This is a genomic window from Herbiconiux dendrobii (assembly GCF_052048175.1).
In the GTDB taxonomy this organism is placed as follows: Bacteria; Actinomycetota; Actinomycetes; order Actinomycetales; family Microbacteriaceae; genus Herbiconiux.
Genome location: NZ_JBLZQV010000003.1, coordinates 699,306 through 725,983 on the forward strand (window position 1 = coordinate 699,306; position 26,678 = coordinate 725,983).

The 26,678-nt window shown below is 70.4% G+C and carries 27 protein-coding genes and 1 tRNA gene; 9 read left to right on the plus strand and 19 right to left on the minus strand.

Going from position 1 to position 26,678, the window contains the following annotated elements:
* The first annotated feature begins 158 nt into the window (after positions 1 to 158).
* Both ACN4JJ_RS12265 and ybaK read left to right on the plus strand, forming a co-directional pair.
* The gene (locus tag ACN4JJ_RS12265) at positions 159 to 884 is read left to right on the plus strand and encodes an alpha/beta hydrolase (RefSeq protein WP_440710168.1); all 726 of its coding nucleotides are present in this window, start codon (positions 159 to 161) and stop codon (positions 882 to 884) included.
* A gap of 50 nt (positions 885 to 934) precedes the next feature.
* Positions 935 to 1,438, plus strand: a complete 504-nt coding sequence (gene ybaK / locus ACN4JJ_RS12270; protein ID WP_440710169.1) for a Cys-tRNA(Pro) deacylase — start codon at positions 935 to 937, stop codon at positions 1,436 to 1,438.
* 10 nt (positions 1,439 to 1,448) lie between these two features.
* Here ybaK and ACN4JJ_RS12275 read toward each other — a convergent pair whose 3' ends face one another.
* The 3 genes from ACN4JJ_RS12275 to ACN4JJ_RS12285 form a co-directional block, all read right to left on the minus strand.
* Positions 1,449 to 2,345 (minus strand): hypothetical protein, encoded by an 897-nt coding sequence (locus ACN4JJ_RS12275; protein ID WP_440710170.1) that lies wholly within the window; start codon positions 2,343 to 2,345, stop codon positions 1,449 to 1,451.
* Positions 2,346 to 2,406: 61 nt separating this feature from the next.
* Complete coding sequence (locus ACN4JJ_RS12280; RefSeq protein ID WP_440710171.1) at positions 2,407 to 3,177, minus strand: YqjF family protein; 771 nt, start codon at positions 3,175 to 3,177, stop codon at positions 2,407 to 2,409.
* The gene (locus tag ACN4JJ_RS12285; protein ID WP_291057168.1) at positions 3,164 to 3,376 is read right to left on the minus strand and encodes a hypothetical protein; all 213 of its coding nucleotides are present in this window, start codon (positions 3,374 to 3,376) and stop codon (positions 3,164 to 3,166) included. The genes ACN4JJ_RS12280 and ACN4JJ_RS12285 overlap by 14 nt, the downstream gene beginning before the upstream one ends.
* A gap of 77 nt (positions 3,377 to 3,453) precedes the next feature.
* Here ACN4JJ_RS12285 and ACN4JJ_RS12290 point away from each other — a divergent pair, with 77 nt between their 5' ends.
* Complete coding sequence (locus ACN4JJ_RS12290; RefSeq protein WP_440710172.1) at positions 3,454 to 4,263, plus strand: thymidylate synthase; 810 nt, start codon at positions 3,454 to 3,456, stop codon at positions 4,261 to 4,263.
* Between the two features lie 10 nt (positions 4,264 to 4,273).
* Positions 4,274 to 4,786, plus strand: a complete 513-nt coding sequence (locus ACN4JJ_RS12295; RefSeq protein WP_440710173.1) for a dihydrofolate reductase — start codon at positions 4,274 to 4,276, stop codon at positions 4,784 to 4,786.
* Between the two features lie 33 nt (positions 4,787 to 4,819).
* Here ACN4JJ_RS12295 and msrA read toward each other — a convergent pair whose 3' ends face one another.
* Together msrA and msrB are read right to left on the minus strand one after the other, a co-directional pair.
* Positions 4,820 to 5,341, minus strand: coding sequence for a peptide-methionine (S)-S-oxide reductase MsrA (gene msrA, locus ACN4JJ_RS12300; RefSeq protein ID WP_440710174.1), 522 nt, complete (start codon positions 5,339 to 5,341; stop codon positions 4,820 to 4,822).
* The gene (msrB, locus tag ACN4JJ_RS12305; RefSeq protein ID WP_440710175.1) at positions 5,338 to 5,832 is read right to left on the minus strand and encodes a peptide-methionine (R)-S-oxide reductase MsrB; all 495 of its coding nucleotides are present in this window, start codon (positions 5,830 to 5,832) and stop codon (positions 5,338 to 5,340) included. The genes msrA and msrB overlap by 4 nt, the downstream gene beginning before the upstream one ends.
* 254 nt (positions 5,833 to 6,086) lie before the next feature.
* Here msrB and ACN4JJ_RS12310 point away from each other — a divergent pair, with 254 nt between their 5' ends.
* Positions 6,087 to 6,863 (plus strand): isocitrate lyase/PEP mutase family protein, encoded by a 777-nt coding sequence (locus ACN4JJ_RS12310; RefSeq protein WP_440710176.1) that lies wholly within the window; start codon positions 6,087 to 6,089, stop codon positions 6,861 to 6,863.
* Here ACN4JJ_RS12310 and ACN4JJ_RS12315 read toward each other — a convergent pair.
* Both ACN4JJ_RS12315 and ACN4JJ_RS12320 read right to left on the minus strand, forming a co-directional pair.
* On the minus strand, positions 6,818 to 7,099 hold the full coding sequence (locus ACN4JJ_RS12315) for a hypothetical protein (protein WP_440710177.1): 282 nt from the start codon (positions 7,097 to 7,099) through the stop codon (positions 6,818 to 6,820). The genes ACN4JJ_RS12310 and ACN4JJ_RS12315 overlap by 46 nt on opposite strands.
* A 66-nt stretch (positions 7,100 to 7,165) precedes the next feature.
* A complete protein-coding gene (locus ACN4JJ_RS12320) occupies positions 7,166 to 7,825 on the minus strand; it encodes a TetR/AcrR family transcriptional regulator (RefSeq protein ID WP_440710178.1) in 660 nt (219 codons plus the stop codon).
* A 118-nt stretch (positions 7,826 to 7,943) separates the two neighbouring features.
* Between ACN4JJ_RS12320 and ACN4JJ_RS12325 the strand changes: the two genes are divergently transcribed.
* Positions 7,944 to 9,413, plus strand: a complete 1,470-nt coding sequence (locus ACN4JJ_RS12325; protein WP_440710179.1) for an MFS transporter — start codon at positions 7,944 to 7,946, stop codon at positions 9,411 to 9,413.
* On the opposite strand, the gene ACN4JJ_RS12330 is transcribed toward ACN4JJ_RS12325, so the two are convergent.
* From ACN4JJ_RS12330 to dnaK, 9 genes are read right to left on the minus strand one after another with little or no spacing between them, the layout of a single operon-like run.
* Positions 9,410 to 9,985: an NADPH-dependent F420 reductase gene (locus tag ACN4JJ_RS12330; RefSeq protein ID WP_440710180.1), complete on the minus strand. Its 576-nt coding sequence runs from the start codon at positions 9,983 to 9,985 to the stop codon at positions 9,410 to 9,412. The two genes, ACN4JJ_RS12325 and ACN4JJ_RS12330, sit on opposite strands and share 4 nt — an antisense overlap.
* A gap of 58 nt (positions 9,986 to 10,043) precedes the next feature.
* Positions 10,044 to 11,690, minus strand: coding sequence for an FAD-dependent oxidoreductase (locus tag ACN4JJ_RS12335; protein WP_440710181.1), 1,647 nt, complete (start codon positions 11,688 to 11,690; stop codon positions 10,044 to 10,046).
* A complete protein-coding gene (locus ACN4JJ_RS12340) occupies positions 11,690 to 11,953 on the minus strand; it encodes a UBP-type zinc finger domain-containing protein (RefSeq protein ID WP_440710182.1) in 264 nt (87 codons plus the stop codon). Before ACN4JJ_RS12340 ends, ACN4JJ_RS12335 begins: the two co-directional genes overlap by 1 nt.
* Positions 11,950 to 12,402, minus strand: a complete 453-nt coding sequence (gene trxA, locus ACN4JJ_RS12345) for a thioredoxin (RefSeq protein ID WP_440710183.1) — start codon at positions 12,400 to 12,402, stop codon at positions 11,950 to 11,952. The genes ACN4JJ_RS12340 and trxA overlap by 4 nt, the downstream gene beginning before the upstream one ends.
* The gene (clpB, locus tag ACN4JJ_RS12350) at positions 12,399 to 15,059 is read right to left on the minus strand and encodes an ATP-dependent chaperone ClpB (RefSeq protein ID WP_440710184.1); all 2,661 of its coding nucleotides are present in this window, start codon (positions 15,057 to 15,059) and stop codon (positions 12,399 to 12,401) included. The genes trxA and clpB overlap by 4 nt, the downstream gene beginning before the upstream one ends.
* The gene (locus ACN4JJ_RS12355) at positions 15,050 to 15,367 is read right to left on the minus strand and encodes a chaperone modulator CbpM (RefSeq protein WP_440710185.1); all 318 of its coding nucleotides are present in this window, start codon (positions 15,365 to 15,367) and stop codon (positions 15,050 to 15,052) included. Before ACN4JJ_RS12355 ends, clpB begins: the two co-directional genes overlap by 10 nt.
* Entirely contained in the window at positions 15,364 to 16,311 is a 948-nt protein-coding gene (locus ACN4JJ_RS12360) for a DnaJ C-terminal domain-containing protein (RefSeq protein ID WP_440710186.1), read from the minus strand. Before ACN4JJ_RS12360 ends, ACN4JJ_RS12355 begins: the two co-directional genes overlap by 4 nt.
* Before the next feature lie 4 nt (positions 16,312 to 16,315).
* Positions 16,316 to 16,855, minus strand: coding sequence for a nucleotide exchange factor GrpE (locus ACN4JJ_RS12365; RefSeq protein WP_440710187.1), 540 nt, complete (start codon positions 16,853 to 16,855; stop codon positions 16,316 to 16,318).
* An 11-nt stretch (positions 16,856 to 16,866) separates the two neighbouring features.
* On the minus strand, positions 16,867 to 18,741 hold the full coding sequence (gene dnaK / locus ACN4JJ_RS12370; RefSeq protein WP_440710188.1) for a molecular chaperone DnaK: 1,875 nt from the start codon (positions 18,739 to 18,741) through the stop codon (positions 16,867 to 16,869).
* Positions 18,742 to 19,026: 285 nt separating this feature from the next.
* On the opposite strand from dnaK, the gene ACN4JJ_RS12375 reads away from it, so the two are divergent.
* Positions 19,027 to 20,601, plus strand: a complete 1,575-nt coding sequence (locus ACN4JJ_RS12375) for a PucR family transcriptional regulator (protein ID WP_440710189.1) — start codon at positions 19,027 to 19,029, stop codon at positions 20,599 to 20,601.
* A 38-nt stretch (positions 20,602 to 20,639) separates the two neighbouring features.
* Complete coding sequence (locus ACN4JJ_RS12380) at positions 20,640 to 22,802, plus strand: tetratricopeptide repeat protein (RefSeq protein WP_440710190.1); 2,163 nt, start codon at positions 20,640 to 20,642, stop codon at positions 22,800 to 22,802.
* Positions 22,803 to 22,814: 12 nt separating this feature from the next.
* Here the strand turns inward: ACN4JJ_RS12380 and ACN4JJ_RS12385 are convergent, their stop codons facing one another.
* Both ACN4JJ_RS12385 and ACN4JJ_RS12390 read right to left on the minus strand, forming a co-directional pair.
* Positions 22,815 to 24,362 (minus strand): GMC family oxidoreductase, encoded by a 1,548-nt coding sequence (locus tag ACN4JJ_RS12385; protein WP_440710191.1) that lies wholly within the window; start codon positions 24,360 to 24,362, stop codon positions 22,815 to 22,817.
* Complete coding sequence (locus ACN4JJ_RS12390) at positions 24,359 to 25,762, minus strand: alpha/beta hydrolase (RefSeq protein WP_440710192.1); 1,404 nt, start codon at positions 25,760 to 25,762, stop codon at positions 24,359 to 24,361. Before ACN4JJ_RS12390 ends, ACN4JJ_RS12385 begins: the two co-directional genes overlap by 4 nt.
* Before the next feature lie 262 nt (positions 25,763 to 26,024).
* On the opposite strand from ACN4JJ_RS12390, the gene ACN4JJ_RS12395 reads away from it, so the two are divergent.
* The gene (locus tag ACN4JJ_RS12395; RefSeq protein ID WP_440710193.1) at positions 26,025 to 26,441 is read left to right on the plus strand and encodes an HAD family hydrolase; all 417 of its coding nucleotides are present in this window, start codon (positions 26,025 to 26,027) and stop codon (positions 26,439 to 26,441) included.
* Positions 26,442 to 26,574: 133 nt separating this feature from the next.
* Here the strand turns inward: ACN4JJ_RS12395 and ACN4JJ_RS12400 are convergent.
* Positions 26,575 to 26,664, minus strand: a tRNA-Ser gene (locus ACN4JJ_RS12400).
* Positions 26,665 to 26,678 lie beyond the last annotated feature (14 nt).

Sequence of the window (26,678 nt, forward strand, 5' to 3'; positions counted from 1 at the left end):
CGTGTTCCGGGTAGCCCGCGCAGATGGCGCGCAGGCGCTCGAGCGTCGGGTCGCCCGGTTCGAAGAGCTGCGGATGCTCCCTGCCGAGCAGAGCACCGCGTCGATGTGCGTCCCTCCATCGTCGTCGCCCAACCGCAGCCGGCTGTTAGATTCGGCTGGTGAGCGAAACGGATGCGGCGCCCCTGACCATCGACGACGAGGCAGTGGTCTGGTCGGTGCCTCGCGACCGGATCGCGGAGAGCCTGGCGACCCAGCCCCTGGTGATCGTGATGCACGGCCGCGGTTCGCACGAGGCCGACCTGCCGTCGCTGTTCCCCTTCCTGCCGGAGGGGATCGTGTTCGCCTCCCTGCGCGCGCCGCTCTCCGGGGCGCCGTTCGGGATGGGCGGGTGGACCTGGTTCCCGCTCGCCGCGGCCCCTGACGGCACGGGGAGCCCGGCCGGCGCCGACGTCGTCGCTGCGGCCGACGCCGTGCTCGCGTGGCTCGATCGCACCGAGGCGCAGCACGGCACGCCGCCCGCCGTCGTCGGACTCGGCTTCTCACAGGGCGGCATGATGTCGATCGAGCTGATGCGCTCGGCCCCGCACCGCTTCGCCGCCGCCGTCGACCTCTCGGGCGTGAGCGCCATCCGCACCGTCGACGGCGACGAGGTGCTCGCCGAGCGCCGCCCGCCGCTGTTCTGGGGCCGGGATGCCGCCGACCCGATCATCCCGCTCGCCGGCGTCGAGCGTACGGCGGCTTTCGCACCCCGGCATTTCACCGTCACCGAGCGGCTGTACCCCGGGATCGCACACTCGATCTCGCGCGAGGAGCTCGGCGATGTGTCGGCGTTCCTCCGCGCCGCGCTGGCGCTCGACGACGAGCCGACCGCCCAGCCGGCCTGACGGCTGCGCAGCGGTCGGGGACCGATCCCACGAGAGAGCAGGAACGCATCATGGCCAAGAAGGCTGCGCGGTCATCCGCCGGTCCGTCGACGGCGGCCACGCTGGCCCTGGCGAAGGCGGGCATCCCGTTCCTCCCCCACGTCTACGAGCACGACGCGGCGGCCACCGACTTCGGCGCCGAGGCGGCACGCGAACTCGGCGTCGAACCGGCCCGGGTGTTCAAGACGCTGATGGTGGAGACCGATGCCGGGTTCGGCATCGGCATCCTGTCGGTGCAGGACCAGCTGGATGTGAAAGCTCTGGCCGGCGAGCTCGGCGCGAAGCGGGCGGCGATGGCCGACAAGGCGGTCGCCGAACGCAAGAGCGGCTACGTGGTGGGCGGCATCAGCCCGATCGGCCAGAAGACGAGGCTGCCGACGGTTCTGGACGAGACGGCCCGGGATTTCGCGACGATCTTCGTGTCGGGTGGGCGACGCGGATTCGACCTCGAGATCGCTCCGGACGACCTGCTGCGCGCCGTGGACGGGCGCGTCAGCCGGATCCGGCGCGGCTGAGCGGTCGTGGTCAGTGCGGGCCGTCGGCCTCGCCGCCCTCGACCACGGTGACGGCCCACCGGCGCAGGAACACGGCTCCGGCGGCGTCGTTGGTGAGCCCGTCGACCGTGAGCACCGGGTACGACGTCTCCGGAACGCCGTCGGCCGGGCGCACGTCGACGTGGGCCACGTCGTAGCCCTCCCCGTGCAGCCAGCCGGCCATGGCGTAGTCGACGCGTGAGTCGCCCACCGTGCGCCAGATCGCCGGAACCGCTCCGGTCTCGGCCACCAGCGCCAGCGCGCGCTCGGCACCCAGCGCCTTCCCGGCGCGGAACGACTCGATGTCGGTGGAGATGATCGAGGGGTCGAGCCGGTAGCTGATGCTGCCGTCGGAGGCCGGGCGGGTCTCGGTTCTCCACACCGCGCCGAGGTCGAGAGTTCTGCACAGATCCAGCACCGCTCGGTCGAAGTCGGACTGCATCGCGAGATAGTCGTCGGAGTCGACGTCGGTGCGCTGCTCGACCGACACCATGGTGCGCTTGGTGCGGTCGAGGAAGACCGAGTCGGCGAAGCGCGTGGCGACGAGTTCTTCGACCGCGGCGGCCAGTTCCGGCACAGGAGAGAGGGTTTCATCGATGGTGATCTCACCGACACCGGCGGGAGTGATGCGGAACCAGGATCCGCCCTTCTCGCACACACCGAACACGCGGGCGTGCGCAGCCAGACCGCCCTGCACGAGGGGGCCGACCACCTCGGCGCGGAGGAAGCCGTCGGAGCGGCCGGTGTTGAAGACGATCGGCACGCCGGCGTTCGCGAGCGAAACCAGGTCGGCGGCGATCGAGGGGATGGCGATGGTGCGGGTGACCGGGCTGGCCACCGGCCCGTCGACGTCCAGGAGCAGGCCGAGATCGGGGGTGGCTGAAGTCACTGATCCATTATGGTCGGCGGAGCGAACCGTGCTGTCCGTGCGTGCAGACCGGCGAGCGCCGTCAGCTCGCGCGAAGGGGCTGGGCGCGCCCGAACGCCGTGTGCACCCCGGGCGAGAACAGCACCGAGTCCGGGGCGCGCTCTGCGAGATCCGGGAAGCCGGCCGCGGCGAGCAGCTCGTCGTCGAGGAAGAGCAGTTCGGCGTCGAGCACCGTCCACGGCGGATGCTCGTTCGGGATGAACACCGTGCGGCCGTTGCGGGCGAGGTGCAGTCCCCAGCGCGCGGTGAGGAAGACGGCGAGGTCGTCGTGGGAGCGATCGGCCCGTCCGGGCCGGGCGTCGATCCTGCTGTGCGGCCCGGGGCCACCGCCGAAACCGTGGTCGCCGAGGCGTTCCGAACGGTAGCTGATCACTCCGGCGCGGTCGGTGGCGATCGACATCCGCGCCCAGCGGTACGGCAGCCCGAAGAGCAGGTGCGCGGCGCCCACCGCCGCCAGGCGCGACGACTCGAGCGAGGAGAAGACGACTCCGCGCCGGCCCGTCTCGTCGACCGAATAGAGTCGCACGTTGATCTCAGGGAAGGTTCCGGCGTACGGGATCGGGCCGAGGGCGCGAAACCCCGGAGCCGTGGCATGGGCGAGACGGAAGGGGATCAGCCCCACCCAGGCCGACCCGTCGAACAGATCGGGTCGGGTACCCGGGGGCAGATGCGGCTGCACCAGCGCGGGATCGACCCGCCAGTGCAGGAAGGTGAGCGACTGCCAGTCCTGCTCATGCAGAGCGCCTCCCGCGAGCGCGGGCGCGGCGCGCGACAGAGGCTCAGTCGTCGGCATCGATCCCGATCACGGCCACATCCACACCGGGGCTCAGCAGGATGTCGGCACGCTTGTACTTGCCTTCGCCCACGTTCACCTCCATCCAGGTCGGTTCGGCCGAGGCCACCGCCTGCCGGATCTCCTCTTTGACGTCGTCGACGTCCCGACCCGAGACCGAGTACTGCTTGCCCGCGTAGAGGATATTGATGCGCTTCACGGAATTCTGCCTCTCTTCGCTCCCAGAGTACTTCGATCCGGCGCCCGGGATGCGCCGGAAACCCTTACGCTCGTGGGATGACGAACGCGATTCCGACGCCGTACGAAGATCTCCTGCGCGACACCCTGGAGAACGGCACAGCGAAGTCGGATCGAACCGGAACGGGCACGCGGAGCGTGTTCGGCCGGCAGCTGCGATTCGACCTCGCCGAGGGCTTTCCGCTGATCACCACGAAGCGCGTGCACTTCAAGTCGATCGCGTACGAGTTGCTCTGGTTCCTGCGGGGCGAGAGCAACGTGCGCTGGCTGCAGGAGAACGGGGTCAGCATCTGGGACGAGTGGGCCGATTCGAACGGCGAGCTCGGTCCGGTGTACGGGGTGCAGTGGCGATCCTGGCCCTCACCGACGGGCGAGCACATCGACCAGATCACCGAGGTGATCGAAGCCATCCGCCGCGATCCGGATTCGCGCCGGCTGATCGTCTCGGCCTGGAACGTCGCCGAGATCCCCTCGATGGCGCTTGCGCCCTGCCACGCGCTGTTCCAGTTCTACGTGGCCGACGGCAAGCTCTCCTGCCAGCTCTACCAGCGCAGCGCCGACCTGTTCCTCGGCGTGCCGTTCAACATCGCGAGCTACGCGCTGCTGACGCACCTGGTGGCGGCGCAGACGGGGCTGGCCGTGGGCGACTTCGTCTGGACCGGCGGCGACTGCCACATCTACGACAACCACGTCGACCAGGTGCGGCTGCAGCTCGAACGCGATCCCTTCCCCGCACCGGCGCTGCAGATCACGGCCGAACGGGCGAGCATCTTCGACTACACGTACGACGACCTCGAGATCGTGGGGTACGAGCACCACCCGGCCATCCGCGCCGCCGTCGCCGTCTGAGGCCGACGGCATGAGCGTGGCACTGATCTGGGCCGAGGCCCGGGGCGGCGTGATCGGTCAGGGCGGCGGCATCCCGTGGCACCTGCCGGAAGATCTGGCGCACTTCCGGGAGCTGACCTCGGGTGCTGCCGTGGTGATGGGGCGGAAGACCTGGGACTCACTGCCCGAGCGCTTCCGGCCGCTGCCGGGCCGCCGCAACATCGTGGTGACCCGGGATTCCGAGTGGGAGGCCGAGGGAGCGCAGGTCGCTCACTCGCTCGAGGCGGCACTGGTTACCGGGGCGGACGAGACCGTCTGGGTCATCGGCGGCGGTGAGATCTACCGGCAGGCCCTCGGAGCAGCCGACCGGATCGAGATCACCGAGGTGGATCTCGATCCGGCCGGAGACACCAGGGCGCCGGAGGTCGGCGAGGGCTGGCGGCGCAGCCAGGACCCCGTCGAGGGCTTCCACGAGTCGAGGACGGGCATCCGGTACCGGTTCGTCACGCTCGCGCGTCACGAACCGGCCGCCGGTCAGGCCTGACGGCTCAGCCGTCGTCGACCGTCTGCTCGCGAGTCAGCCCGCGTCGACCGTCTGCTCGCGGCGCGGCAGGGTCCACCCCGGTCGCACGTAGTGGCAGGTGTAGCCGTTCGGGTACCGCTCCAGGTAGTCCTGGTGCTCCGGCTCGGCCTCCCAGAACGGGCCGGCTGGGCTCAGCTCGGTGACCACGGGCCCGGGCCAGAGGCCCGAGGCGTCGACATGGGCGATCGTGTCCTCCGCGACCGCCCGCTGGCTCTCGTCGGTGTAGTAGATGCCCGAGCGGTAGCTCGTACCGATGTCGTTGCCCTGCCGGTTCTTGGTGGACGGGTCGTGGATCTGGAAGAAGAACTCCAGCAGCTCGCGATAGCTCGTGACACTCGGGTCGTAGCTGATCTCGATCGCCTCGGCGTGCGTGCCGTGGTGGCGGTAGGTGGCGTTCGCCACGTCACCGCCGGTGTAGCCCACGCGCGTGTCGAGCACGCCCGGGCGACGGCGGATCAGATCCTCCATGCCCCAGAAACAGCCTCCGGCGAGGATCGCCTTCTCGGTCGTGGTCATCGTGCACTCTCCTCGGTGATCGTGGTGGTGGCGGCGGCGCCGCTCGGCGTTCCGAACAGCGCCAGGTACTCCTCGTAACCCGCCTCGGCGAGCTCCTCGCGCGGCACGAAGCGCAGCGCGGCGGAGTTGATGCAGTAGCGCAGGCCTCCGGCCTCGCGCGGCCCGTCCGGGAAAAGGTGCCCCAGGTGGCTGTCGCCGTGGGCCGACCGCACCTCGGTGCGGGTCATGCCCCAGCTGCGATCCTTCTTCTCGACGACGTTCGCCGGGTCGAGGGGCACGGTGAAGCTCGGCCAGCCGGATCCGCTGTCGAACTTGGCGGTGGAGGCGAACAGCGGCTCGCCCGACACGACGTCGACGTAGATGCCGTCGCGGTGCTCGTTCCAGAACTCGTTGCGGAACGCGGGCTCGGTGGCGTCGTCCTGGGTCACCGCGCGCTGCTGGCGGGTGAGACGGGCGATCGCCTCGGGGGTGGGGCGGTAGTCCTTGGTCACGTTGACTCCTCGATTCTGCGCCACTGGCTGCGGCGTCACTTACCAGAACACTCGTTCTGCCGGAATAGTTCCCGCTTGCACAGGATGTTCGGAGCCGCTGCCGTTGCCGCTCGGGCGATGGCGGGGCAGAGTGAGGCCATGACCGCCGGCACCGAGCCCAGCCGGGGGCCGGCCCGCTGGATCCGCGATCACCGGCACGCCTGGGAGAGCAAGCGGGAGCCCGTGGTCGACAACACGAAGGAAGAGAACCCCGCATGAGCACCTCCACGAACGACCGCGCCCAGCAGTTGAAGAGCCTGCACGAGGCACCCGAGATCCTGCGCGTGGTGAACGTGTGGGACGCGATCAGCGCCAAGACGGTGGCCGACCTGCCCGAGACGAAGGCCATCGCCACGGCGGGTCACTCGATCGCCGCCTCGTACGGCTACGACGACGGCGGGATGCAGCTGGACGTGGCTCTCGCGGGCGCCAAGACCGTCGTCGACGCCACCGACCTGCCGGTGACCGCCGACCTGGACGACGGTTACGCCGACCCGGCCGAGACCATCCGCCGGGCCATCGGCTTCGGCATCGTGGGCGCGAACGTGGAAGACCGCCTGCGGCCCTTCGACGAGTCGGTGGCCCGCGTCGCCGCCATCATGAAGGCCGCAGAGCAGGAGGGTGTGGCCTTCCAGCTCAACGCCCGCACCGACGCGATCGCGCGGGGCGGCGACCGCCCGCTCGACGAGAGCATCGCGGACGCCATCGCGCGCGGCAAGGCATTCCTCGACGCCGGCGCGCCCCTCGTCTTCGTGCCGGGCGCGGTGAAGCGCGAGGTGGTGGAACAGCTCGTCGAGGGCCTCGGCGCCGGCAAGCTCTCGGTGATCGGCCTGCCCGGCGCCCTCGCCGCCGCCGAGTACGAAGCCCTCGGCGTGGCGCGGATCTCCTACGGCCCGCTCACCCAGCGCGTCGCCCTGCGCGCACTGCGCGACCTCGCCACCGACCTCTACGGCACCGGCATCATTCCCGAGGACACCCCCGCGCTGAACTGACGGCGGCCGGCGCGCCCCGCCACCCGCCGGACCACCAGCACGCCGTTGCGGCCGATCTCGCCCACGAAGTCCGCGACGAGCGCGCGCGTGGCGACGGCTCCGGCGGCCCCGATCCGGGCGAGGAGCTGGGTGTCGTCGACGGCGACGAACGAGCCCGCGCCGGTCGAAGTGATCCCGGTGCCGAACCCCAGCTCTCGGCACCGAGCGACGTCCAAGGTCTCCGTGCCGCCCACCATTAGGGCGAGTCCGCACGGGAATCCCGCGGCATCCCGCTCGCTCTGCGGGGGGCTGCGGCGTGGTGCTCAGTCGTCCTGGTCGCCGAGAAGGCCTCGGAAGATGCGGGCGAGCGGATCCGCCAGCTCGTCGTGGCCGGCGGTGGCCACCGGCTGCACGGCAGCGGAGGTGCGCAGCATCACCGTGCCGAGCATCGTCGCGATGGCCAGCTGTGCCCGGAGCAGGATCGGGGCCGTCTCGGGATCGTCCGCCTTCCACCCCGCCGCCGCCGCGAGCCTCTGCGTGAAATGCTCGAGGGTGCGGCGGCGGATGCGGTTGGCGTTCTCGTCTCCTGAGGAACGCAGGAGCAGCAGCAGCTGGAGCGGGTCGTCGCCGTCGGGCGCGTTCACGACGTGCGTCACGAGGCGCTCGATCACCGATTCCAGGTCGGACGGGCGCGAGGGCGTCTGGGAGTCGAGCTCGTCGGAGGTGCGGGCCATGCAGGCCTCGAAGAGACCGTCCTTCGACACGAAGTAGCGGTTGATCAGGGCGACGTTCACACCCGCGTCCGCGGCGATCTGCCGTACCGTCGTCGCCCGGTAGCCGTCGGTGGCGAACCGGCGGCGGGCGGCACGCACGAGCGCGCGCTTGGTGGCGGCGGCGTCCCGGCCCGGGCGGATCAGGTCGTCGTCGGCGGCCGGCTCGACCTCATCCGTTCGATCGGCGGACCGCACTGTCTGATTGCTCATCTCTCACTCCCACCGGCCACTGTACCGGCCCGGCATCGCAAGTAAACAAAAGTTGACTTCGAGCAACGAAACAAGAATGATGGTCAAGTCAGCGACTGCTTACATACCCGAGGAGACCATGTCCGCCACCACCCAGAGCCCTTCGACGGGCTCGATCCAGATCGCCAAGGCCGCGCGCGGGCGCGGAACCGCGATCATCCTGTTCCTCTCCCTCGGCGGACTGTCGTTCGCCGTTCTGCAGTCGCTCGTCGCACCGGCCCTGGGCACCATCGGCGCCGACCTCGGCGTCGCCACCACCGATGCCAGCTGGGTGCTCACCGCCTACCTGCTCTCGGCCGCCGTGCTGACCCCGATCCTCGGCCGTCTCGGCGACATGGTGGGCAAGCGCAAGGTCATCATCGTGGTGCTCGCACTGCTGCTGGTCGGCACGGTGCTCGCCGCGCTCGCGCCGAACCTCGGTGTGTTGATCGTGGCGCGCATCCTGCAGGGCGCCGCGGGCGCGGTGATGCCGCTGTCGATCGGTATCGTGCGCGACGAACTGCCGCGGGAGCGCGTGAGCGTGACCATCGGCCTGCTCTCGGCCATCTTCGGCATCGGTGCGGGCGTCGGGATCGTCGCGGCCGGCCCGATCGTGGAGAACCTCTCCTGGCACTGGCTGTTCTGGCTGCCGGCCGTGCTCGTGGCGATCGCGCTGCTCGGCGCCATCTTCGGCATCCCCGAGTCTCCGGTGCGCACCCCGGGCCGCCTCGACGTTCTCGGCACGGGCATCCTGAGCGTGGGCCTCGTGGGCCTGCTGCTGGCCATCAGCGAGGGCGAGAAGTGGGGTTGGGGCGACGGCAAGACGATCGGGCTGATCGCGCTCGGTGCGATCGCGCTGGTCGTGTTCGTCGTCGTCGAGCTCCGGGTGAAGAACCCCCTGATCGACGTGCGCCTGTTCAAGCACCGTGGGGTGTGGACCGCCCACGTCGTGGCCCTCGCCTTCGGCTTCGCGATGTTCGGCACCTTCATCCTCGTGCCCACCCTGCTGCAGCTGCCGACCGTGCTGGGCTACGGCTTCGGCTTCTCGGTGAGCGAGGCCGGGCTGTACCTCCTGCCCACCGTGGTGGCGATGGTGATCTCGGGCGTCGTGGCCGGCATCCTGATCCGCCGCATCGGGCCGAAGATCCCGATGATCGCGGGTGGCATCGCCGTGGCCGTGGCGTTCCTCATCCCGGCGCTCGGGCACTCGGAGTCGTGGCAGATCGTGATCTCCGGCATCCTGACCGGTATCGGCATCGGGATGGCGCTGGCCGCGACCTCGAACGCCATCGTCGAGAGCGTGCCGGCCGCTCAGACCGGTGAGGCGATCAGCGCCAACACCGTGCTGCGCACCGTCGGCAGCAGCATCGGCACCGCCGTGATCGCCGCCCTCATCTCCTCGAACGTGAGCGAGCAGGGCGCTCCGACCGATGACGCCTTCACGATCGGCTTCTGGGTCTCGGCCGGCGTCGGCGTGCTCGCCATCCTCGCCGCGCTCGTGGCGCCGTCGCTGCGGGCCCGCCGCCGTGAGGCCGCTGAGGCCGGCGTCGACGACTTCGCCGAGCTCTAACGGATCACGGCGAACCCGCCGTTCCAGCCGATCTTCTCGCGTGCCGCGAGGGTGAGCTGGAGGAATCCGAGGGCTTCGAGCTCACGAGCGCGGCTCAGGGCGCCTGCGTCGAGCGCCGAGAGCCCGCCGGCGAGGATCGCCTCGATCAGAGCGGTCTTCGCGTCGGTGTCGTCACCGGCCACGAGGACGGTGGTGAGCACACCGCCCACCTGCTTGCTCGCGAGGGTGGCGGCGAACGTGGTGTTGAACGCTTTCAGCACGTGGCTGCCGGGGAGCTTCGCCTGGATCTCGGCCGCGGCGGAGCCGTCTGCCGGCACGACGAGCGAGTCGAAGGTCGAGAAGTCGACCGGGTTGGTGATGTCGACGACCGTCTTGCCGGTGAGCTGCGCACCCAGTGAGGCGAGGATGCCGTCGACCTCGGGATAGGGAACGGCGAGCACGACGGTGTCGCCCGAGACGGTGGCCTCGGTGTCGCCGTGCGTGACGTAGGCGACGTCGCTGCCTCCCGCGGCGAACACACCTCCGATGGCGTTGCCCATGGAGCCCTTGCCGATGATGGTGATGCGTGACATGACGATCCCTTGCCCTTCTGTTGATGTGTACTTGTGGAGTCGATCCGGGCACTGCCGCTCACGATCGGCTGCCGCCGGTCGCGAGGTGATCGTGAACCATCGCGACGACGCTCGCTCCCTCGCCGATCGCCGCCGAGATCCGCTTGACCGACCGGCTGCGGACGTCACCGATTGCGAAGACACCCGCAACCGATGTCTCGAGGGCGGGCCTGCTCGCGCCGGACGGTGTCGTGCCGCTCCCCGTGATCAGATAGCCGCGCTCGTCCCGCGCGACGTCCGGGCCGAGCCACGAGGTGGCAGGCGACGCCCCGATGAAGACGAAGAGATTCGTCGCGGGGATCTCGCTGCGCACGGCCGAGGGCACGTGCTCGACGACGACCGACTCGAGCTGGTCACGGCCGTTCGCCTCCACCACCACCGTCTGCAGATGCACCGTGATGCGGGGATGCTCCTCCACCTGCACGATCAGGTAGCGCGACATGCTCGCCGCGAGATCCGCCCCGCGGACGACCAGGTCCACCTGCGACGCGGTGCCGGCGAGGAAGACGGCGGCCTGCCCGGCCGAGTTGCCGCCCCCGACCACGACGACCGGCGCCGCGCCGCACTGACGCGCCTCGTTGACCGTGGCGGCGTAGTAGACGCTCGTGTACTCGAAGCGGTCGAGGCCCGCCACAGCGAGGCGGTTGTACCTCATCCCGGATGCGACCACCACCGCCCGTGGGGTGGCGGTCGTTCCGTCTGAGAAACGCACCACCAGCGCGCCATCCTCGACCACGAGGCTCTCGGCGACGGAGGGCGCGACCAGGGTGGCGCCGAACTTCGCGACCTGCAGGGTGGCGCGCTCCGCGAGTTCGGCGCCGGAGATGCCGGAGGGGAATCCGAGGTAGTTCTCGATGCGCGCCGACAGTGCCGCCTGTCCTCCGGTCGCGACGGCGTCGGTGAGCAGAACGGAGAGTCCGTCGGAGGCGGCGTACACCGTCGCAGCGAGACCCGCGGGCCCCGCACCGACGACGAGCACGTCGCTGCTCGCCGGAGGGAGGGCGCTCCGTACGCCGAGCACCTGTGCGACCTGCACGACGGAGGGGTTCCGGAGCATCCGCGATCCGCCGACGATCACCACCGGCACGTCCGAGGCGCCGAGTCCCAGCCGCCGCAGGATCGCTTCGGCGCCCGGGTCGTGTTCCAGGTCGAGCAGCCGGTGCGGTATCCGGTTTCGCGCCGCGAAGTCGAGCAGCCGACGGGTGTCGGGCGAGAACGGCGATCCGATCACGCGCAGCCCTGCCCCGAACCCGATCGCCATCGACCGGCGGATCAAGTAGGCGCGCAGGATGATGTCGCCGAGCAGCGGCGCCCCGGTCACGATCCTCGCCAGCTCCTCTATCGGCACCGCGAGCGCGACGCCGTCGACGACCGCGGTGGTCGTGCTGAAGGTCGGTTGCCCTTCCAGCAACCCGATGTCGCCCACGAAACGGCCGGGGCCGTGGATGCCGGCCTGCTCGCCGTCGGAGACCTCGAGCAGGCCCTCGAGCACCACGAAGAACGAGTCGGGCACCTCGCCCGCCCGCGTGAGCACCTGCCCTTCGGAGACGGGCACGAGCGATCCCACCCCCCTCAGCACCTCCAGCTGCAGAGCTGTGAGCCGTGGGTAGGCCCCGAGCGTGTCCGGCGTCTCCACGACGACGCGCCCCGATCCGAGGCCCGGCATCAGGCGAAATCCTCGTCGATGTAGCACCAGCGCCAGGTCTCGCCCGGCTCGAGGGAGCGGACGATCGGATGCCCGTCGTGCTGAGCGTGCGCTCGCGCGTGCCTCATCGGCGACGAGTCGCAGCATCCGACCTTGCCGCAGGTCAGACACAGCCGGAGATGCACCCACGGCGTGCCGAGGGCCACGCAGTCTTCGCAGGCGCCGGGAGTGCGGGCTGACACCGGGCGGACGAAGGCGAGGTGGGGATCGGGGCGGAGGGTCATGAGCTTCTTCCTTCGTTCTTCAGCGCGTCGTCGAACCAGCGGCGCAGCACGCCGAACGGGGCGGCGCCGGCCTGCCGGGCGATGACCTCGCCTCCGTGCAGCACGAGCAGAGTCGGCACGGCCTGGATGCCGAACCGCGACGACAGACCGGGCGCACGATCGACGTCCACCTTCACGAGCTTCAGCTCGCCCGCCCTCTCGGTGGCCAGCTGCTCCAGGATGGGGCTGACCACGCGGCACGGACCGCACCAGCTCGCCCACAGGTCGACGATCACCGGCGGATCGGCCTTCTCGGCGACCTCGGCGAAGGTGTCGTCGAGGGCGTCGACGATCCAGGGAAGGGGCTCGTGGCAGTTCCCGCAGCGCGGCCGCCCCGCGCCGGCCGTGAGCACGCGGTTCTTGTGTCGGCAGTTCGGGCACCGGATGACGGTGGTCGCCGTGGTCGTCATGTCATCACCTCGGCCTCGGCCTGGGTGTCGGCCTCGGTGTCGGCCGCCGCGCGCTCCAGGTCGACCACGAGGTCGCCGTCCCGCACGTCGATGCGCACGGTGGAGCCCTCGCCGACCGATCCGGAGAGGAGGGCCCGGCCCAGCCGCGTCTCGATGTCGTGCGAGATGTACCGCCGCAGCGGCCGCGCGCCGTAGAGCGGGTCGTAGCCGCGCTCAGCGATCAGCCACCGCGCTTCGGGTGTGAGTTCGAGCGTGATCTGGCGTTCCGCGAGGCGCCGGCGGAGGTCGTCCATCAGCAGCTCGACGATCGACTCGATCTGTTCCAGACCGAGCGGCGCGAAGACGACGATGTCGTCGACGCGGTTGAGGAACTCCGGGCGGAAGCGGCCGCGCAGTTCGGCGAGCACCTGGTCGCGCACCTCGTCGGTGATGCCTCCGCCGCTGTCGCGAGCGCCACTGAGGAGGTGGTCCGCGCCGATGTTGGAGGTCATGATCACGACGGTGTTCCGGAAGTCCACCGTGCGGCCCTGGCTGTCGGTGATGCGGCCGTCGTCGAGCACCTGCAGCAGGGTGTTGAACACGTCCGGATGCGCCTTCTCGATCTCGTCGAAGAGCACGACGCAGTACGGCCGCCTCCGCACCGCCTCCGTGAGCTGCCCGCCCTCGTCGTATCCGACGTACCCGGGAGGCGCCCCGACCAGGCGGCTGACCGTGTGCCGCTCCTGGTACTCGCTCATGTCGAGACGGATCATCGCCGACTCGCTGTCGAACAGCGCGCCTGCCAGGGCCTTGGCGAGCTCGGTCTTGCCGACGCCCGTCGGCCCCAGGAAGATGAACGACCCGATCGGCCGCCGGGGGTCGCGGATGCCCGAGCGCGCACGGATGATCGCATCGGCGACCAGCCTCACGGCCTCCGACTGCCCGACGACGCGCTCCTCGAGCACCTCGTCGAGCTTCAGCACCTTCTCGCGCTCGCCCTCCTGCAGGCGGGCGACCGGGATGCCGGTCCAGGCGGCGACGATCTCGGCGATCTCCTCCTCGGTCACGACCTCGCGCAGCATCCGCTGCCGGCCCTGCTTCGACTGGAGCCTGGCCTCCTCGGCGGCGAGGTTGCGCTCGAGCTCCGCCAGCGTGCCGTAGCGCAGTTCCGCCGCACGGTCGAGGTCGTAGCTGCGTTCGGCCTGCTCCGCCTCGCGCCGCACCCGCTCGAGTTCGCTGCGCAGCTCCTGCACCTTGCGGATGGCCTGGCGCTCGGCCTCCCACTGCGCGCGCTTCGCGTCGGCATCCGCCCGCAAGTCGGCGAGCTCCCGGCGCAGCTCGTGCAGACGGAGGCGGCTCGGCTTGTCCTTCTCCTTCGCCAGCGCGGCCTCCTCGATCTCGAGGCGGGTCACCCTTCGCGTGAGCTCGTCGAGCTCGGCGGGCATCGAGTCGATCTCGGTGCGCAGCCGCGCGCAGGCCTCGTCGACGAGGTCGATGGCCTTGTCGGGCAGGAACCGCTCGGTGATGTACCGGTGGGAGAGGGTGGCGGCCGCGACGAGCGCGTTGTCCTGGATGCGCACCCCGTGGAAGACCTCGAGGCGCTCCCGCAGTCCACGGAGGATCGAGATGGCGTCCTCGACGCCCGGCTCCTCCACCAGCACGGTCTGGAACCGGCGCTCGAGCGCGGCATCCTTCTCGATGTGCCGGCGATACTCGTCCAGCGTCGTCGCGCCGATGAGGTGCAGCTCGCCGCGCGCGAGCATGGGCTTCAGCATGTTGCCCGCATCCATGGCCCCCTCGGTCGCTCCCGCACCGACGAGCGTGTGCAGCTCGTCGATGAAGAGCAGGATGCGCCCGTCCGACGACGTGACCTCGGCCAGCACGGCCTTCATCCGCTCCTCGAACTCGCCGCGATACTTCGCACCGGCGACCAGGGCCGCGAGGTCGAGCTGGAAGACCGTCTTGTCGCGGAGCCCTTCGGGAACGTCGGTGCGCACGATCCGCTGGGCCAGACCCTCGACGATGGCGGTCTTGCCGACACCCGGCTCGCCGATCAGCACCGGGTTGTTCTTCGTCTTGCGCGACAGGATCTGGATGACGCGACGGATCTCGGTGTCGCGGCCGATGACCGGATCCAGGCGCCCGGCCCGGGCGTCGGCCACGAGGTCGCGACCGTACTTCTCCAAGGCCTCGTAGGTCTGCTCGGGGGTCGCGGAATCGACGTGCTGGTTGCCGCGGACGGCGGTGAGCGCGGTCAGGAAGCCCTCGCGCGTGACACCATCGCTCTGCAGCAGGCGCGCCGTCGCACTTCCGGGGTCGTCGGCGAGCGCGAGCAGCAGATGCTCCACCGAGACGTAGGAGTCCTTGAGTCGATCCGCCTCCCTCTCGGCACGGTCGAGGGTCGCTGCCAGGGACTTCGAGAGGAAGACCTGGCCGGGCGTCGCCCCGGGCCCCGTGGCCCTCGGTTTGCGCTCGATCGCGCGCGTCACGTCGCCGAGCAGCACCGGCAGATCGACACCGGATGCTTCCAGCAGTCGCGGGATGAGCCCGCCCTCCTGCGTGAGCAGCGCCAGCAGGAGGTGCTCGCTCTCGGTCTCCGTCTGCCCGTTCCGGCTCGCGATGCTCTGCGCCTGCTGAAGGGCTTCCTGGGATTTCTGGGTCAGTTTGTTCATCTCCATGGTGGGGTCCCCTTTCCGGAACGGATCACCCGGCGCCGGCTCTCGAGCACATCGATGCGGGCGAGCAGCTCGATGACGAGGGCGACGGCGGTGTAGTTGAGCGACAGGTCGGCGTGCAGCCGCACGATCCGCCTCACCAGTCCGGGTGCGGACGGGTCGAACCACAACCGGCCCGCGCCGTCCCGATGAGCCGGGACGAGGCCGAGCTCGACGAACCGCGCGACGAGTTCGGGGTGGGTGCCGGAGGCGGCCGCGACCATCCCGATGTCGAGGCGGGGTGGGAGCACCGGGAGCAGCGGAGAGCTCATGATGCGGACCTCGGATCGTAGGCGGACTCGTGCCCGAGCTTCTCGAAGAGCTCGCGTTCACGGTCGGTGAGGTGTGGTGGGACCATGATCTTCACCTTCGCGAAGAGGTCGCCCGGCTTCCCGCCGGACTGCGGCATGCCCTGGCCCTTCAGCCGCAGCCGGCGGCCGCTGGACGAGCCGGGCGGAACCCGCACGGTGATCGGGCCGCCGGGAGCTCGGGTCGAGACGCTCGACCCGAGCGCGGCCTCCCAGGGCAAGATCGGCAGGTCCATCTCGATGTTCTTCCCGTCGAGCCGAAGGCTACGGTCGGGCCGCACGCGGAACGTGACGACGAGGTCGCCGGCCCCGCCGTCTTCCCGGCCCGCGCCCCCGCCGCCGGTCACGCGCATCCGCTGGCCGTCGAGGACGCCCGCCGGGATCTGGATGTCGAACGTCTGGCGGTCGCCGTCGGGGCCCGAGACGACGACCGTTCGGGCTCCGCCACGGAAGGCCTCCTCGACGGTGAGTTCGAGGGTGGCTTCGTTGTCCATTCCCCGCATCGAGCCGAAGACGTCGCCGAAGAGGTCTCCCCAGTCGACGGAGGCGCCACCCGGGCCGGCGCCGCCTTGAGCGCTCGACCAGGTGAAGCCCGCGGGTCCGGGGCGCGCTCGGGTGCGGCCGCCGCCACCCGCCGCGCCGGCCCGTGTCTGCGACGCGTACTCGCGCTCGGCTCCCGCAGCGTACTGACGGAATTCCGGCCCGAACCGGTCGTACTGCGCGCGCGAATCGGGATCGGCCAGCACATGGTAGGCCTCGCTGATCTGCTTGAATCGGTCTTCGGCTCCCGCTTCCTTGTTGACGTCGGGGTGGTACGTGCGGGCCAGTTTCCGGTAGGCGCGCTGGATCTCCTTGGCATCGGCCGATCGCGAGACGCCGAGCAGTCGGTAGTAGTCGTCGGCCGCCACGATGTCACTCCTCGGCTGAGGTGACGACGACGCCGGCGGCCCGCAGCAGCCGATCCGAGGTCCCGAATCCGAGCCGGGCGACGAGCACGACCGTTCGCGGCGGCCGATCGCCCCGGTCGACCACCGACACGACCTCGTGGATGCGCGGGTCGAAGGGCACCCCGACCTCGTCGATCCGGGGGTAGCCGAGGAGCTCGAGCGCGGCGACGGCCTGTTCCCGGATCGCCTGCATGCCTTCGGCCAGCCCGGCACTCTGCCCTCGAGCGTAGGTGACGGCATCCTCGAGCCCGTCGACGACCGGGAGGAAGACGGATGCGGCCCGAGCCCGCTCGGCATTGCGAACGAACTCGATCTCCCGGGCCGCCCGCTTCCTCAGGTTGTCGAGGTCGGCGACCGCACGGCGCCAGCGGTCCTCGACGTCGGCGAGACGGAGGTCCGGATCGTCAGGCGTGACGGGCCGGGCCGACGCGGCACCCGCGCCGGCGTCGGGCTCGGTGTCGACGTCGCTGTCGCTGTCGGTGTCGGTGCCATCCGGGTCGTCCATGTCACGGTCCCTCAGCTTCGATCGAACTCGGCGTCGACGACGTCGTCGTCGGCCTCGTCCTCGGTCTGAGCCTCGGAGGACGGCGCATCGGATGCCCGTGAGACGGACAGGGCGGCGTCCATCTGCTGCAGCTCACTGGTCAGCTCGCGCGATTCGGATGCCGAGACCTCCCGACCGACGGCGTCGCGAGCCTGACCGACCAGCATCTCCGCCCGAGCGCGCTCGTGCTGGGGCACGGAATCACCCTGCTCGGCGAGCGTGCGCTCGACCCGGTAGGCGGCGGCGTCGAGCTCGTTCCGGGCGTCGACGTCTCCGCGCAGTTGCTCGTCCTCGGCGCGATGCTGTTCGGCCTCCTGCACCATGCGCTCGATCTCGGCCTGATCGAGATTCGTCGTGCCGCTGATCGTGATCCCCTGCTCCGCACCGGTGTCCTTGTCGCGCGCCTTCACGTTCAGGATCCCGTTCGCGTCGATGTCGAAGGTGACCTCGACCTGGGGTTCGCCGCGCGGCGCCGGCCGGATACCGGTCAGCGTGAACCGGCCGAGCACGCGGTTGTCGGCGGCACGCTCCCGTTCCCCCTGCAGCACCACGATCTCGACCGAGTCCTGGCTGTCCTGCGCGGTGGAAAACACCTCGCTCCGGCGCGCCGGGATGGTGGTGTTCCGCTCGATGATCGTCGTCATCACGCCGCCGCGCGTCTCCACGCCGAGCGAGAGCGGGGTCACGTCGAGCAGCAGCACGTCGCTGACCTCGCCCTTCAGGACCCCCGCCTGGATGGCCGCGCCCACGGCGACGACCTCATCCGGATTGACGGTCATGTTGGGGTCTTTGCCCCCGGTGAGCCGTTTGACGAGGTTCTGCACGGCGGGGATCCTCGTCGAACCTCCGACCAGGATGACCTCGTCGATGTCGTTCTCGGTGACCTTCGCGTCGTCCATCGCCTGCCGCACCGGGCCGAGGCACCGCTCGACCAGATCGGCGGTGATGTTGTCGAAGGTCGCGCGCTTCAGCGTCGTCGTCAGGTGCTTGGGGCCGGCGGCATCCGCCGTGATGAACGGCAAACTCACCTGGGTCTGGCTCACGGAGCTCAGCTCGACCTTGGCCTTCTCCGCCGCCTCGAACAGGCGCTGGAGCGCTTGCGGATCGTTGCGCAGGTCGATCCCCTCCACCTTCTGGAACTCGTCGGCGAGGTGGTCGACCACACGCCGGTCGAAGTCGTCGCCGCCGAGATGGGTGTCGCCCGCCGTCGAGCGCACCTCCACCACGCCGTCACCGACGTCCAGCAGGCTCACGTCGAAGGTGCCGCCGCCGAGGTCGAACACGAGCACCGTCTCGTGCTCCTTCTTGTCCATCCCGTAGGCGAGGGCGGCTGCGGTCGGCTCGTTGATGATGCGGAGCACCTCGAGACCGGCGATGCGGCCGGCGTCCTTCGTCGCGGTGCGCTGGGCGTCGTTGAAGTAGGCGGGAACCGTGATGACCGCCTCGGTCACCTTCTCACCGAGGAACTTTGCGGCGTCGTCGACGAGCTTGCGCAGCACGAGCGCGCTGATCTCCTCCGGGGAGTGGAGCTTGTCGCGGATCGTGAACCGGGCTTCGCCGTTCGGTCCGGGTGCGATGTCGAAGCCGACCGCCTTGGCTTCGTCGTCGATCTCGTCGAAGTTCCGCCCGATGAAGCGCTTGGCCGATGAGATCGTGCCTTTCGGATTCAGGATCGCCTGCCGCCGGGCGAGCTGCCCGACGAGTCGCTCACCCGTGTCGGTGAACGCCACCACCGACGGGGTGGTGCGGGCGCCCTCCGCGTTCGGGATCACCTTCGCTTCTCCCCCCTCCCAGACCGCGATCACCGAGTTCGTGGTGCCGAGGTCGATCCCCACTGCCTTCGCCATCAGACATCCCTTTCTTCGGGCCCGCGGGTCGTGCACCCGCTTGGAGCCGTCGAGACTGGTCTCGCTGACGCCGAGTGTGCGCTTCCCCCCGGGTGGTGTCTTCGGCCCGGCAGGGCGAAAGACGCGGGATTATCCGCCCTGTCGGGCCCAGGGGAAAGCGACTAGCCTGGGCGTGCGGAGTCCACCATCATGTGCGCACTGAGCGACCCATCGTCGGTCGCACAAGCCGACCTCGATGCCAAGGCACGGTCGGACTTGTACGACCTCTTCAGAGTGGGTTCGACGATGTCCGAGCGGCCGACCACGCGCCGCACGCTCCGACTGGCATCCGCCGCCGCCACGGTGATCTCCGGATGCGCCGTCGCGGCCGCCTATGTCATGCACGGAGACCGTCTCATCCGGCATTCGGGCCGAGCCGACCGCCGGCTCGACCTTCTGGTGGAGGCGCTCGCCGGCATCAGCGGAGTGCTGGAGAACGGACAGGGCTGGAGTTACGCCCTCTTCTTCCGGGGAACCGATGCGGTCAAGGGCGCCTTCGTGCTGCACACGACGGCCGAACCGTCGCGCGAGGCGATGTTCCTGCTCGGCGCACTGGCCGAGCCGACCGGCGCGGCGCTGGCCACGGCCGAGCTGCTCGACCGCGGACGCCGCCGGGCCCATGAACTGCGGCAGCTCGGTCAGGAGCAGGAGGGCGCGAACCGCACCTTGACGGCGACGATCCTGCGACTCGACTCCCGCCAGCGCATCCGCGACGCCTTCGCCGCCGTGGCCGGCTCCGGCGACGGCGAGACACGGATCGTGGCCGTGCTGAGTGCGCTCACCCGCCGATCCGTCGTCCTTCAGGATTCCCTCGGCAGCCAACGCGCCTTCGCCCGGGTCGGCGACTCCCCGGCCCCGTCCAGCCTCCGCGCACCGGTCACCGGCCCGGCCTCCGCTCCGGCGACGACCGGATGGCGTCCGACCGAGGTGCGCTCGGGCGGCGAGATCGTCGGCGTGATCGGCGTCTGGGACCCGCACGACGATCGCGGCGACGACGATCGGTTCGCCGTCGAGCACGCGAGTGCGGTGATCGCCGTCGAGCTCATGCACCAGCGTCGTGTCGCCGCCGTCGAGATCCGCCTGGGCCGCAATCTCGCCGACGACCTCGTGCTCGGCACGGATGTCGTCGGCGCTCGCGCTCGCGCCGAGATGCTGCGTTTCGACCTCGACGGCTCGCAGCGCGCCGTGCTGGTCTCCTGGGAGCAGCCCTCGCCGAACGGCGTCGACATCGCGGCGGCACTGGGCCATGACCTGATGGCGATGCGCGTGCCGGCTCTGCTCTCCCGCCGGGCGGACGCCGTGCTCGTGATCGTCGCCGCCGATGCCGATCTCTCACCGCTCCACGCCAGGCTGTCGTCGTCGGTCGCCAGCGGGCGGGGCACCATCGGTGTGGGTTCGCCGGGCCCCGCGGGTGAGCTCCCGCGCTCCTTCGCCGAAGCCGGCCGGGCCCTGAAGATCCGGGTCGAATCGGTGCGGCCCTACGGTCTCTCCACGTACGACGACCTCGGTCTCCTCCGCATCCTCGACACGTCGAACGACGGGGTCGACCTCGGCCGGTACCTGGACGAGTGGCTCGGCGCACTGATCGAGCACGATCGGGACCACCACTCGGAGCTCGTCCACACGCTGGCCCTGTACCTGGACTCCGGCGGCAACTACGACCGCGCGGCGCAGGCGCTGACGATCCACCGGAGCACGCTCCGGTACCGGCTCGGGCGCATCCGCGAGCTGACCGGTCGCGATCTGGCCGACCCGGACTCCCGGCTCCACCTGCACATCGCCGTCCGCGCCCGGGCGGCTCTTCGCGACGGCGCACGCTGAGCCCAATCCGGTCGATCGCACAATCGAGGAGCGAGAGCATGGCATCCGAGTCACGAGAGACGGAGTTCACCGGCCGGGGACGTCAGGCGATCGCAGCCGGTCTGCTCGCATCGTTCGACCGGGCGAAGAGGGACCAGCGACCGGTCTGGATCTCGCTGGAGGCACCGACCGGCTGGGGGAAGACCCGGATCGCCAAAGAGTTCTACCGTGCGCTGGCGCAGTCCCGTCAGACCGAGCCGGCGTACTGGCCCCCGGCGATCTCCACCGCGCGGTCCGGGGTCTCCGAGCGCCGCAAGAGCGTCAACCCGCCCGACTTCGAGCACGTCTCGATGAGCCGGCCCGACTTCGTGTGGTGGGGCGTCTCCTGCGGCCTGCGGAACGGCACCCCCACCGAGTCACTCCTGCAGGACGTCACGGTGCTGCGCAAGCACATCGACCACCTCGAGAACGCCTGGTGGTACCGGGCGGGCTTCGTCGAGAAATTCGCCTATCCCGCGTTCCTGGCGCTGCGCGCGAAGGTGCTCGAGGACGGTGTGACCGCGGCCGTGGACTTCGGCGTCGCGAAGGCCGGCGAGCTGGTCGGTGGAGCACTGCCGGGATTCGCGGCGATGAGCTGGCTGATCCGGAAAGGCGTCCAGGGGAGCAAGGCGGCCCGCACCCGCAGCAAGAACCTGCGCAGCGTCGAGGGGATCGTGTACAAGCCGTCCGAGGTCGACGAGGTGGAGTCGTTCCTGGCCAAGATCGCGCCGCTCGTGCCGGTCGTGCTCCTCGTCGAAGACGTTCACGACGCGGACGACCTCCTCGTGGAACTGATCGAGCGGCTGATCGTCCGTGACGCACCGGTGATGATCGTCACGACCGGGTGGCCGGGGTTCATCGACGCCCACCCCGGTCTGGTCCGCGCGATGCGACGAGCCGGCGAGCGGCTGATCCGCCTCGACGAGGAGACGTCGCCTCCGCCTCCGTTTCCGCCGGAGGCGTCACTGCGGGCCCTGACGGCCGCAGACCTCGCGTCGATCGTCGAGTCGCATCGCGAGCAGATCGGCCCGGCCACCCGGGACGCGCTCGTGGCCGCCTACCCGAACCCCTTCGCTCTGGAATTGGTGCTCGAGACGTACGGCGCCCCGGGCGGAGACGTTCTCGAGATCTCCCTGGAGGACATCGAGAGGCTCTCCGGCACGGTGGCGGACATCCACAAGGCCGCCTGGAGCCGCCTCGGCGCGTCCGAACGCGAGCGGCTCACGCTGGCGACCCTGGCCATCCCCGCCCTCGTCTCCGGCACCGTGACCGCCAACCACTCCTGGGACCGGACGATGGTGGAGCGCGCGCTCGCGCTCCCCGGCGACGACCAGCGCGAGGCGCACCCGTCGGCGGCCGCGATCGAGCGCACCTGGGTGCGCTCGATCGATGAGTTCCTCTGCGAGTTCCACGATGTGGCTCAGATGAACGTCGCTGCCACCGAATTCACCCGGGCATCGGATCGGCTGCGTGTGCGCTCCGCGCTCATCGAGGAGGCCAAGCGCCTGATCGCGGATCGCGCCACCCCGGTGCGCCGGTCGGCGCAGGCGAGCCGGCTGCTGCTGGCCTACCGGGCGGAGATCGATCCGCGCGACGTCGTGGACGCGACGCGCGCGCTCGTCGAGGTGCTCGCCGACCTGCACGAGGAGACCGGGGCGATCGCGCGCCTGGGCGACGACGTCCATTCCCTTCTCGACCTGCACGACCGGCGCGATCGCGATCTGCTGTGGCGATTCGCGCAGGCGGAACGAGAACTGGGCCACCACGCGCGCGCCATCGAGCTGCTCGAGGAGCTGCTCGACGTGGAAGGCGTGGTCTACGGCGACGACTCCGCCGAGGTTCTCGCGACTCGCCGCTCGATCGCGAGCTCCCTGGCCGGCGACGGCCGGCAGGAGGAGGCAGTCGACCTGCTGGAGGAGGTGCTCGCCCGGCAGCTGACCACGCGTGCCGACGCCGACGCCGACGTGCTGGACACCCAGGCGGAACTCGCCCTCACGCTGGCGGGCACCGACCGGCTGCGGGAGGCCGTTTCTCTGAACGAGCGCCTTCTCGTCACCCAGGCGACGGCGTTCGGTGACGAGAGCCCAGAACTCGCCGGCACCCGCCGTCGGCTGGCCGAGGCCGTGGCGTCGTCGATCGCGATCGCCGCAGAGATCGACGGTCGTCGTACGTTCGGATCATGAGGTCGTCGGCGTTCAGCCGGCCGCGAGGAACCGATCGGCGGTGCGCAGCGCCAGCGCCATGATGGTGATCGCGGGGTTGGCGATGAGCGAGCTCGGGAAGACGGAGTTGTCGCTGATGAAGAGGTTGGGCACCTCGTGCGAGCGGCCGTCGGGATCCACCACGGAACGCTCGGGATCCGTCCCCATCCGGCAGGTCCCCACCGTGTGCGCCGTGCGCGCGAGCACCCGGGTCGACCGCGCCCCGGCGGCCTCGACGATGGCGGTCATGGTGGCCACGGCGTGATCGTCGATCGCTTTCTCGTTGTCTCCGGCCGAGAAGGTCAGCCGGGCCTTGGGGATGCCGAACTCGTCCGGCTCGCCGGCCAGCTCGAGCAGATTGCCGTCTTGCGGCAGGCACTCGGCGTTGATGCCGACCCCGGCCATGTAGGGGTACTCGTCGATCGCGTCGATGAGCTCCGGCCCCCAGAGTCCCCCGCCGCGCACGAGCGAGGTGGCGAAGGTGAGCGGCATCACGCCGAGACTCTGCATGAGGTACCCGCCGGCGAAGTCGACACCGGCCGGCCGCACCATGTCTTCGCTGATGATGGACGAGGGATAGCCGCGGTGGCTGCGCATCTCGGTGTCGAACCGGCCCCACACCTGGGTGGCGCCGTGCACCATGAAGTTGCGGCCCACCTGGTCGCTGCCGTTCCCGATGCCGGTGTGCAGGAGCAGCCGGGGGCTCTCCACTCCCCCGGCGCACAGGAACACGTTCGCGCAGCGCTGCCGGTGGTCGCGGCCGTTCTGCCGGTACAGCACGGCCGTGATGCGGCCGGCACCGTCGCGTTCGAAGCCGTACACGGTGGCCTCGGCCCGGATCTCGGCTCCGTCGGCCACCGCCTGGGGCAGATAGGTCGTGTCCATGCTGGCCTTGGAGGCGGTGCGGCAGCCCTGGTGGCAGGCGCCGCACGCGATGCACGCCTGGCGCTGCCCGTGATGGGCCTGGTCGTGATCCCGCGTGAGCACCGCGGCCGGGGCATCCGTCGCTCGGATGCCGACCGCCTCGCAGCCGCGCATCATCATGTCCGAGGAGGCGTTGCGCGCCGTGGCCGGGAAGGCGTAGCGGCGCGACGGGTCCCAGGGGTAGTCGGCGGGGCCGGAGACCCCGATGGTGCGCTCGACCCGCTCGAGATAGGAGGTGAGCTCGGCGAAATCGACCGGCCAGTCCTCCCCCACTCCCGAGTCGGAGCGCAGCCGGATGTCGGAACGGCTCGGCCGCGGGGCGAAAGCGCCCCAGTGCAGCGTGGAACCGCCGACGCCGCGGCCGCTGTTGTTCTGCCCGAACGCCGTCGGGTCGTCGCCCCCGCTCAGGCGCTCCGCCATCCAGTTGATCTCCACCGCCTCGGTCTCGTCGGGGGTGTAGCCCTCGGGGTCGAAGTGCGGGCCCGCCTCGAGCGCCACCACGCTCAGCCCGCGTGCCGCCAGCGAGGCGAGGATCGGGGCACCGCCCGCTCCGGTGCCGATCACGACCGCGTCGACCACGGTCTCGGTGGAGTGCGTGCGCATTCCGGTGATGTTCATGCCTGTCCGTTTCCGATGCGTGCGATCTGGAGTGCGGGCTCCCAGGCCTCGCGCCGTCCGGCGGCGAGCACGCGGAAGCCGGTCTTGCGCAGCCCGTCGCCCCCGTTCGCGAAGCCGTCGAAGCCGATCCGGGCGGCCGAGGCGGGATGGGCCAGCCACAGCCGCACCAGGTCGGCGGAGACGTCTTCGAACCAGGCGGCGAACTGCGCTCCGGTCAATCCGCTGCCCTCGAGGGAGAATCCGGATGCGGCGATGGCGCGGAGCCGCTCGTCGCGGTCGTCGGGAGCGAGGCCGGCGAAATCCGCCAGCGCGTCGAGTGCGAGTGAGTAGGCCTCGGCGTCGGGGGGAGACTCCGCGTTGCGCCATCCGTCGCCGTCGCCTCGGGCGAGCTGGGCGTCGAGTCGGGCGGCGAGGTCGATGGCCGGATGCTGCTGCGGCACGATGCGCTCGGCCACCGCCCGCAGGGTCTGCAGCTGCGCGGTGGTCAGGGCTTCGGGCTCGTAGGCCGGGTCGTCGGCGAGGGCGCGGCGGGCGAGGATGCCCCGGGTGCGGGCGCTCGTCCGCGGCGAGGCGATGAGCACGGCCGTGTCAGCCGGCACCGCCGGGCCGGCGAGGGCGATCGTCTCGGCGAAGGAGGTGATCAGCGCGGCGACCTCGGCCGGGCGTTCCCAGGGCAGGAGGTGCCCGGCGCCGTCGAGCGTGGCGAACGTGGACCGGGGGTACACGGAGCCGTTCAGGTCGCGTTGCGCCTCGGGCCCCAGGTCGCCGTCGGAACCACCGCTCACGATGAGCGCCGGCGCGGCGATCTCTCCGACGGCCGGAGTCCAGTCTTCACGGCTGCCGCGCTCGAGCCAGGCCGTCCAGGCCTCCATCGAGGTGCGGGCGATGTCGCCGAGAACGAGGGCGTCGATGTCGGGAGGGAGAGGAGAGCCGACATTGGCGTCGACGAAGGTCCGGGCGTCACCGGGCCCGATCGACTCGCCGTCCGCCCATCCGATCATCTGCTCACGTCGGTCGTCGTCCATCGGCTCGGGCGACAGCGGAGAGCCGGCGAGCAGCACCACGCCGGCGAGGCCGAACAGCCCGGCGGTGCCGTCGAGCGTTCGCGCGGCCACGATCGAGGCGATCTTGCCGCCCATCGAGTGCCCCACGAGGAGCCAGCGCGTCGGCTCCTGGGTGGCGATCTTGCGTACGACGTGGTCGGCCATCTCTTCGACGGTCGCCGCGCCCAGGCCGTGGGCGTCGCCGAAGCCGGGCAGATCGATCGCGAGGATGTCGAAACGGTCGCCGAGCTGGGCCGCCACTCCGTCGATCGCGCGCCGGCTCGACCCGAGCGCGTGCAGATAGACGAGCGTCGGCACGGGCGGCACGTCTCCGGCAGGCGCCTGCGCCTGCGTCACGCGGCGTCGAGGCTGTCGATGATGAGATCCTGGTCGGAGTAGCCGAAGCGGTTCTTCACGTAGTCGAGCACGTCGGGGTGCACCAGGGTGATGATGGTGGGGATGGTGTCGTTCATGCGCTCGTCCGTTCTCGCGTGGGTGGTGAAGTCAGCATCGTTAGGATGACTGGTCATTAGAAAGACTAGTAATAAAATCCGAGACCGCATCCCGTTGACAAAGGCGCTCCCGATTCGCTACGGCTGAGTATCTCGACTGCTTCGATGTGATCGGAACCCTGGTCGACGAGGACGGATCCTGGGCCGCCACCGCCCGGGGACTCACTGCCGAAACCGGTGTGGACTCGGCAGACGAGCTCCACGCGCAGTGGACCCGACTCCTCGACGAGAAGATGAACGCCGTCATCAACGGTGACGTTCCCTGGCAGCGACACAGCCGCTTGGTCGCCGAAGCCGCCGACGAGGCGATCAGGACCCTCGGCGGCAGTCCGACGGCGTCGACGACGAGGCTGGTGTCGGATCTCGATTCCGAGTACCCCGCATTCCCCGACGTCGCCGCCGCGACCACGGCACTGCGCCGCAAGCGACTGGTGGCCGGCGGTTCCGCACCGCGTACATCGGCAGGCCCGGCGCGGAGCGGCCATCGAAGGACGATCACTTCGACCTGGAGCTGGAGGATCTGAAGGCCCTCTCGGACCTCCTCGCCTGACCGCGGTGGCTCGTGCGCCTCACGGATGCCGAGCCGGATCGCGGGAGACATGCGCCCGAACGCAGATCAGGGGCCCTACGAAGAGGACCCCTGATCAGGTGGTGCGATGGCGGTACCGGTGGGATTTGAACCCACGGTGGAGTCTCCCCCACACAACTTTTCGAGAGTTGCACCTTCGGCCGCTCGGACACGGTACCGCAGACGAGTGTAC

Excerpts from the sequence above, each read along its gene's own strand:
- ACN4JJ_RS12380 (WP_440710190.1), top strand. The coding sequence starts at position 20,640 with ATGGCATCCGAGTCACGAGAGACGGAGTTCACCGGCCGGGGACGTCAG.
- ACN4JJ_RS12355 (WP_440710185.1), bottom strand. The coding sequence starts at position 15,367 with ATGAGCTCTCCGCTGCTCCCGGTGCTCCCACCCCGCCTCGACATCGGG.
- ACN4JJ_RS12330 (WP_440710180.1), bottom strand. The coding sequence starts at position 9,985 with ATGTCACGCATCACCATCATCGGCAAGGGCTCCATGGGCAACGCCATC.
- ACN4JJ_RS12290 (WP_440710172.1), top strand. The coding sequence starts at position 3,454 with ATGACGAACGCGATTCCGACGCCGTACGAAGATCTCCTGCGCGACACC.
- ACN4JJ_RS12315 (WP_440710177.1), bottom strand. The coding sequence starts at position 7,099 with ATGGTGGGCGGCACGGAGACCTTGGACGTCGCTCGGTGCCGAGAGCTG.
- ACN4JJ_RS12375 (WP_440710189.1), top strand. The coding sequence starts at position 19,027 with ATGTCCGAGCGGCCGACCACGCGCCGCACGCTCCGACTGGCATCCGCC.
- ACN4JJ_RS12365 (WP_440710187.1), bottom strand. The coding sequence starts at position 16,855 with ATGGACGACCCGGATGGCACCGACACCGACAGCGACAGCGACGTCGAC.
- ACN4JJ_RS12295 (WP_440710173.1), top strand. The coding sequence starts at position 4,274 with ATGAGCGTGGCACTGATCTGGGCCGAGGCCCGGGGCGGCGTGATCGGT.
- clpB (WP_440710184.1), bottom strand. The coding sequence starts at position 15,059 with ATGGAGATGAACAAACTGACCCAGAAATCCCAGGAAGCCCTTCAGCAG.
- ACN4JJ_RS12335 (WP_440710181.1), bottom strand. The coding sequence starts at position 11,690 with ATGCCGGGCCTCGGATCGGGGCGCGTCGTCGTGGAGACGCCGGACACG.
- ACN4JJ_RS12325 (WP_440710179.1), top strand. The coding sequence starts at position 7,944 with ATGTCCGCCACCACCCAGAGCCCTTCGACGGGCTCGATCCAGATCGCC.
- ACN4JJ_RS12385 (WP_440710191.1), bottom strand. The coding sequence starts at position 24,362 with ATGAACATCACCGGAATGCGCACGCACTCCACCGAGACCGTGGTCGAC.
- ACN4JJ_RS12320 (WP_440710178.1), bottom strand. The coding sequence starts at position 7,825 with ATGAGCAATCAGACAGTGCGGTCCGCCGATCGAACGGATGAGGTCGAG.
- dnaK (WP_440710188.1), bottom strand. The coding sequence starts at position 18,741 with ATGGCGAAGGCAGTGGGGATCGACCTCGGCACCACGAACTCGGTGATC.
- ACN4JJ_RS12280 (WP_440710171.1), bottom strand. The coding sequence starts at position 3,177 with ATGCCGACGACTGAGCCTCTGTCGCGCGCCGCGCCCGCGCTCGCGGGA.
- trxA (WP_440710183.1), bottom strand. The coding sequence starts at position 12,402 with ATGACGACCACGGCGACCACCGTCATCCGGTGCCCGAACTGCCGACAC.
- ybaK (WP_440710169.1), top strand. The coding sequence starts at position 935 with ATGGCCAAGAAGGCTGCGCGGTCATCCGCCGGTCCGTCGACGGCGGCC.
- msrA (WP_440710174.1), bottom strand. The coding sequence starts at position 5,341 with ATGACCACGACCGAGAAGGCGATCCTCGCCGGAGGCTGTTTCTGGGGC.
- ACN4JJ_RS12340 (WP_440710182.1), bottom strand. The coding sequence starts at position 11,953 with ATGACCCTCCGCCCCGATCCCCACCTCGCCTTCGTCCGCCCGGTGTCA.
- ACN4JJ_RS12310 (WP_440710176.1), top strand. The coding sequence starts at position 6,087 with ATGAGCACCTCCACGAACGACCGCGCCCAGCAGTTGAAGAGCCTGCAC.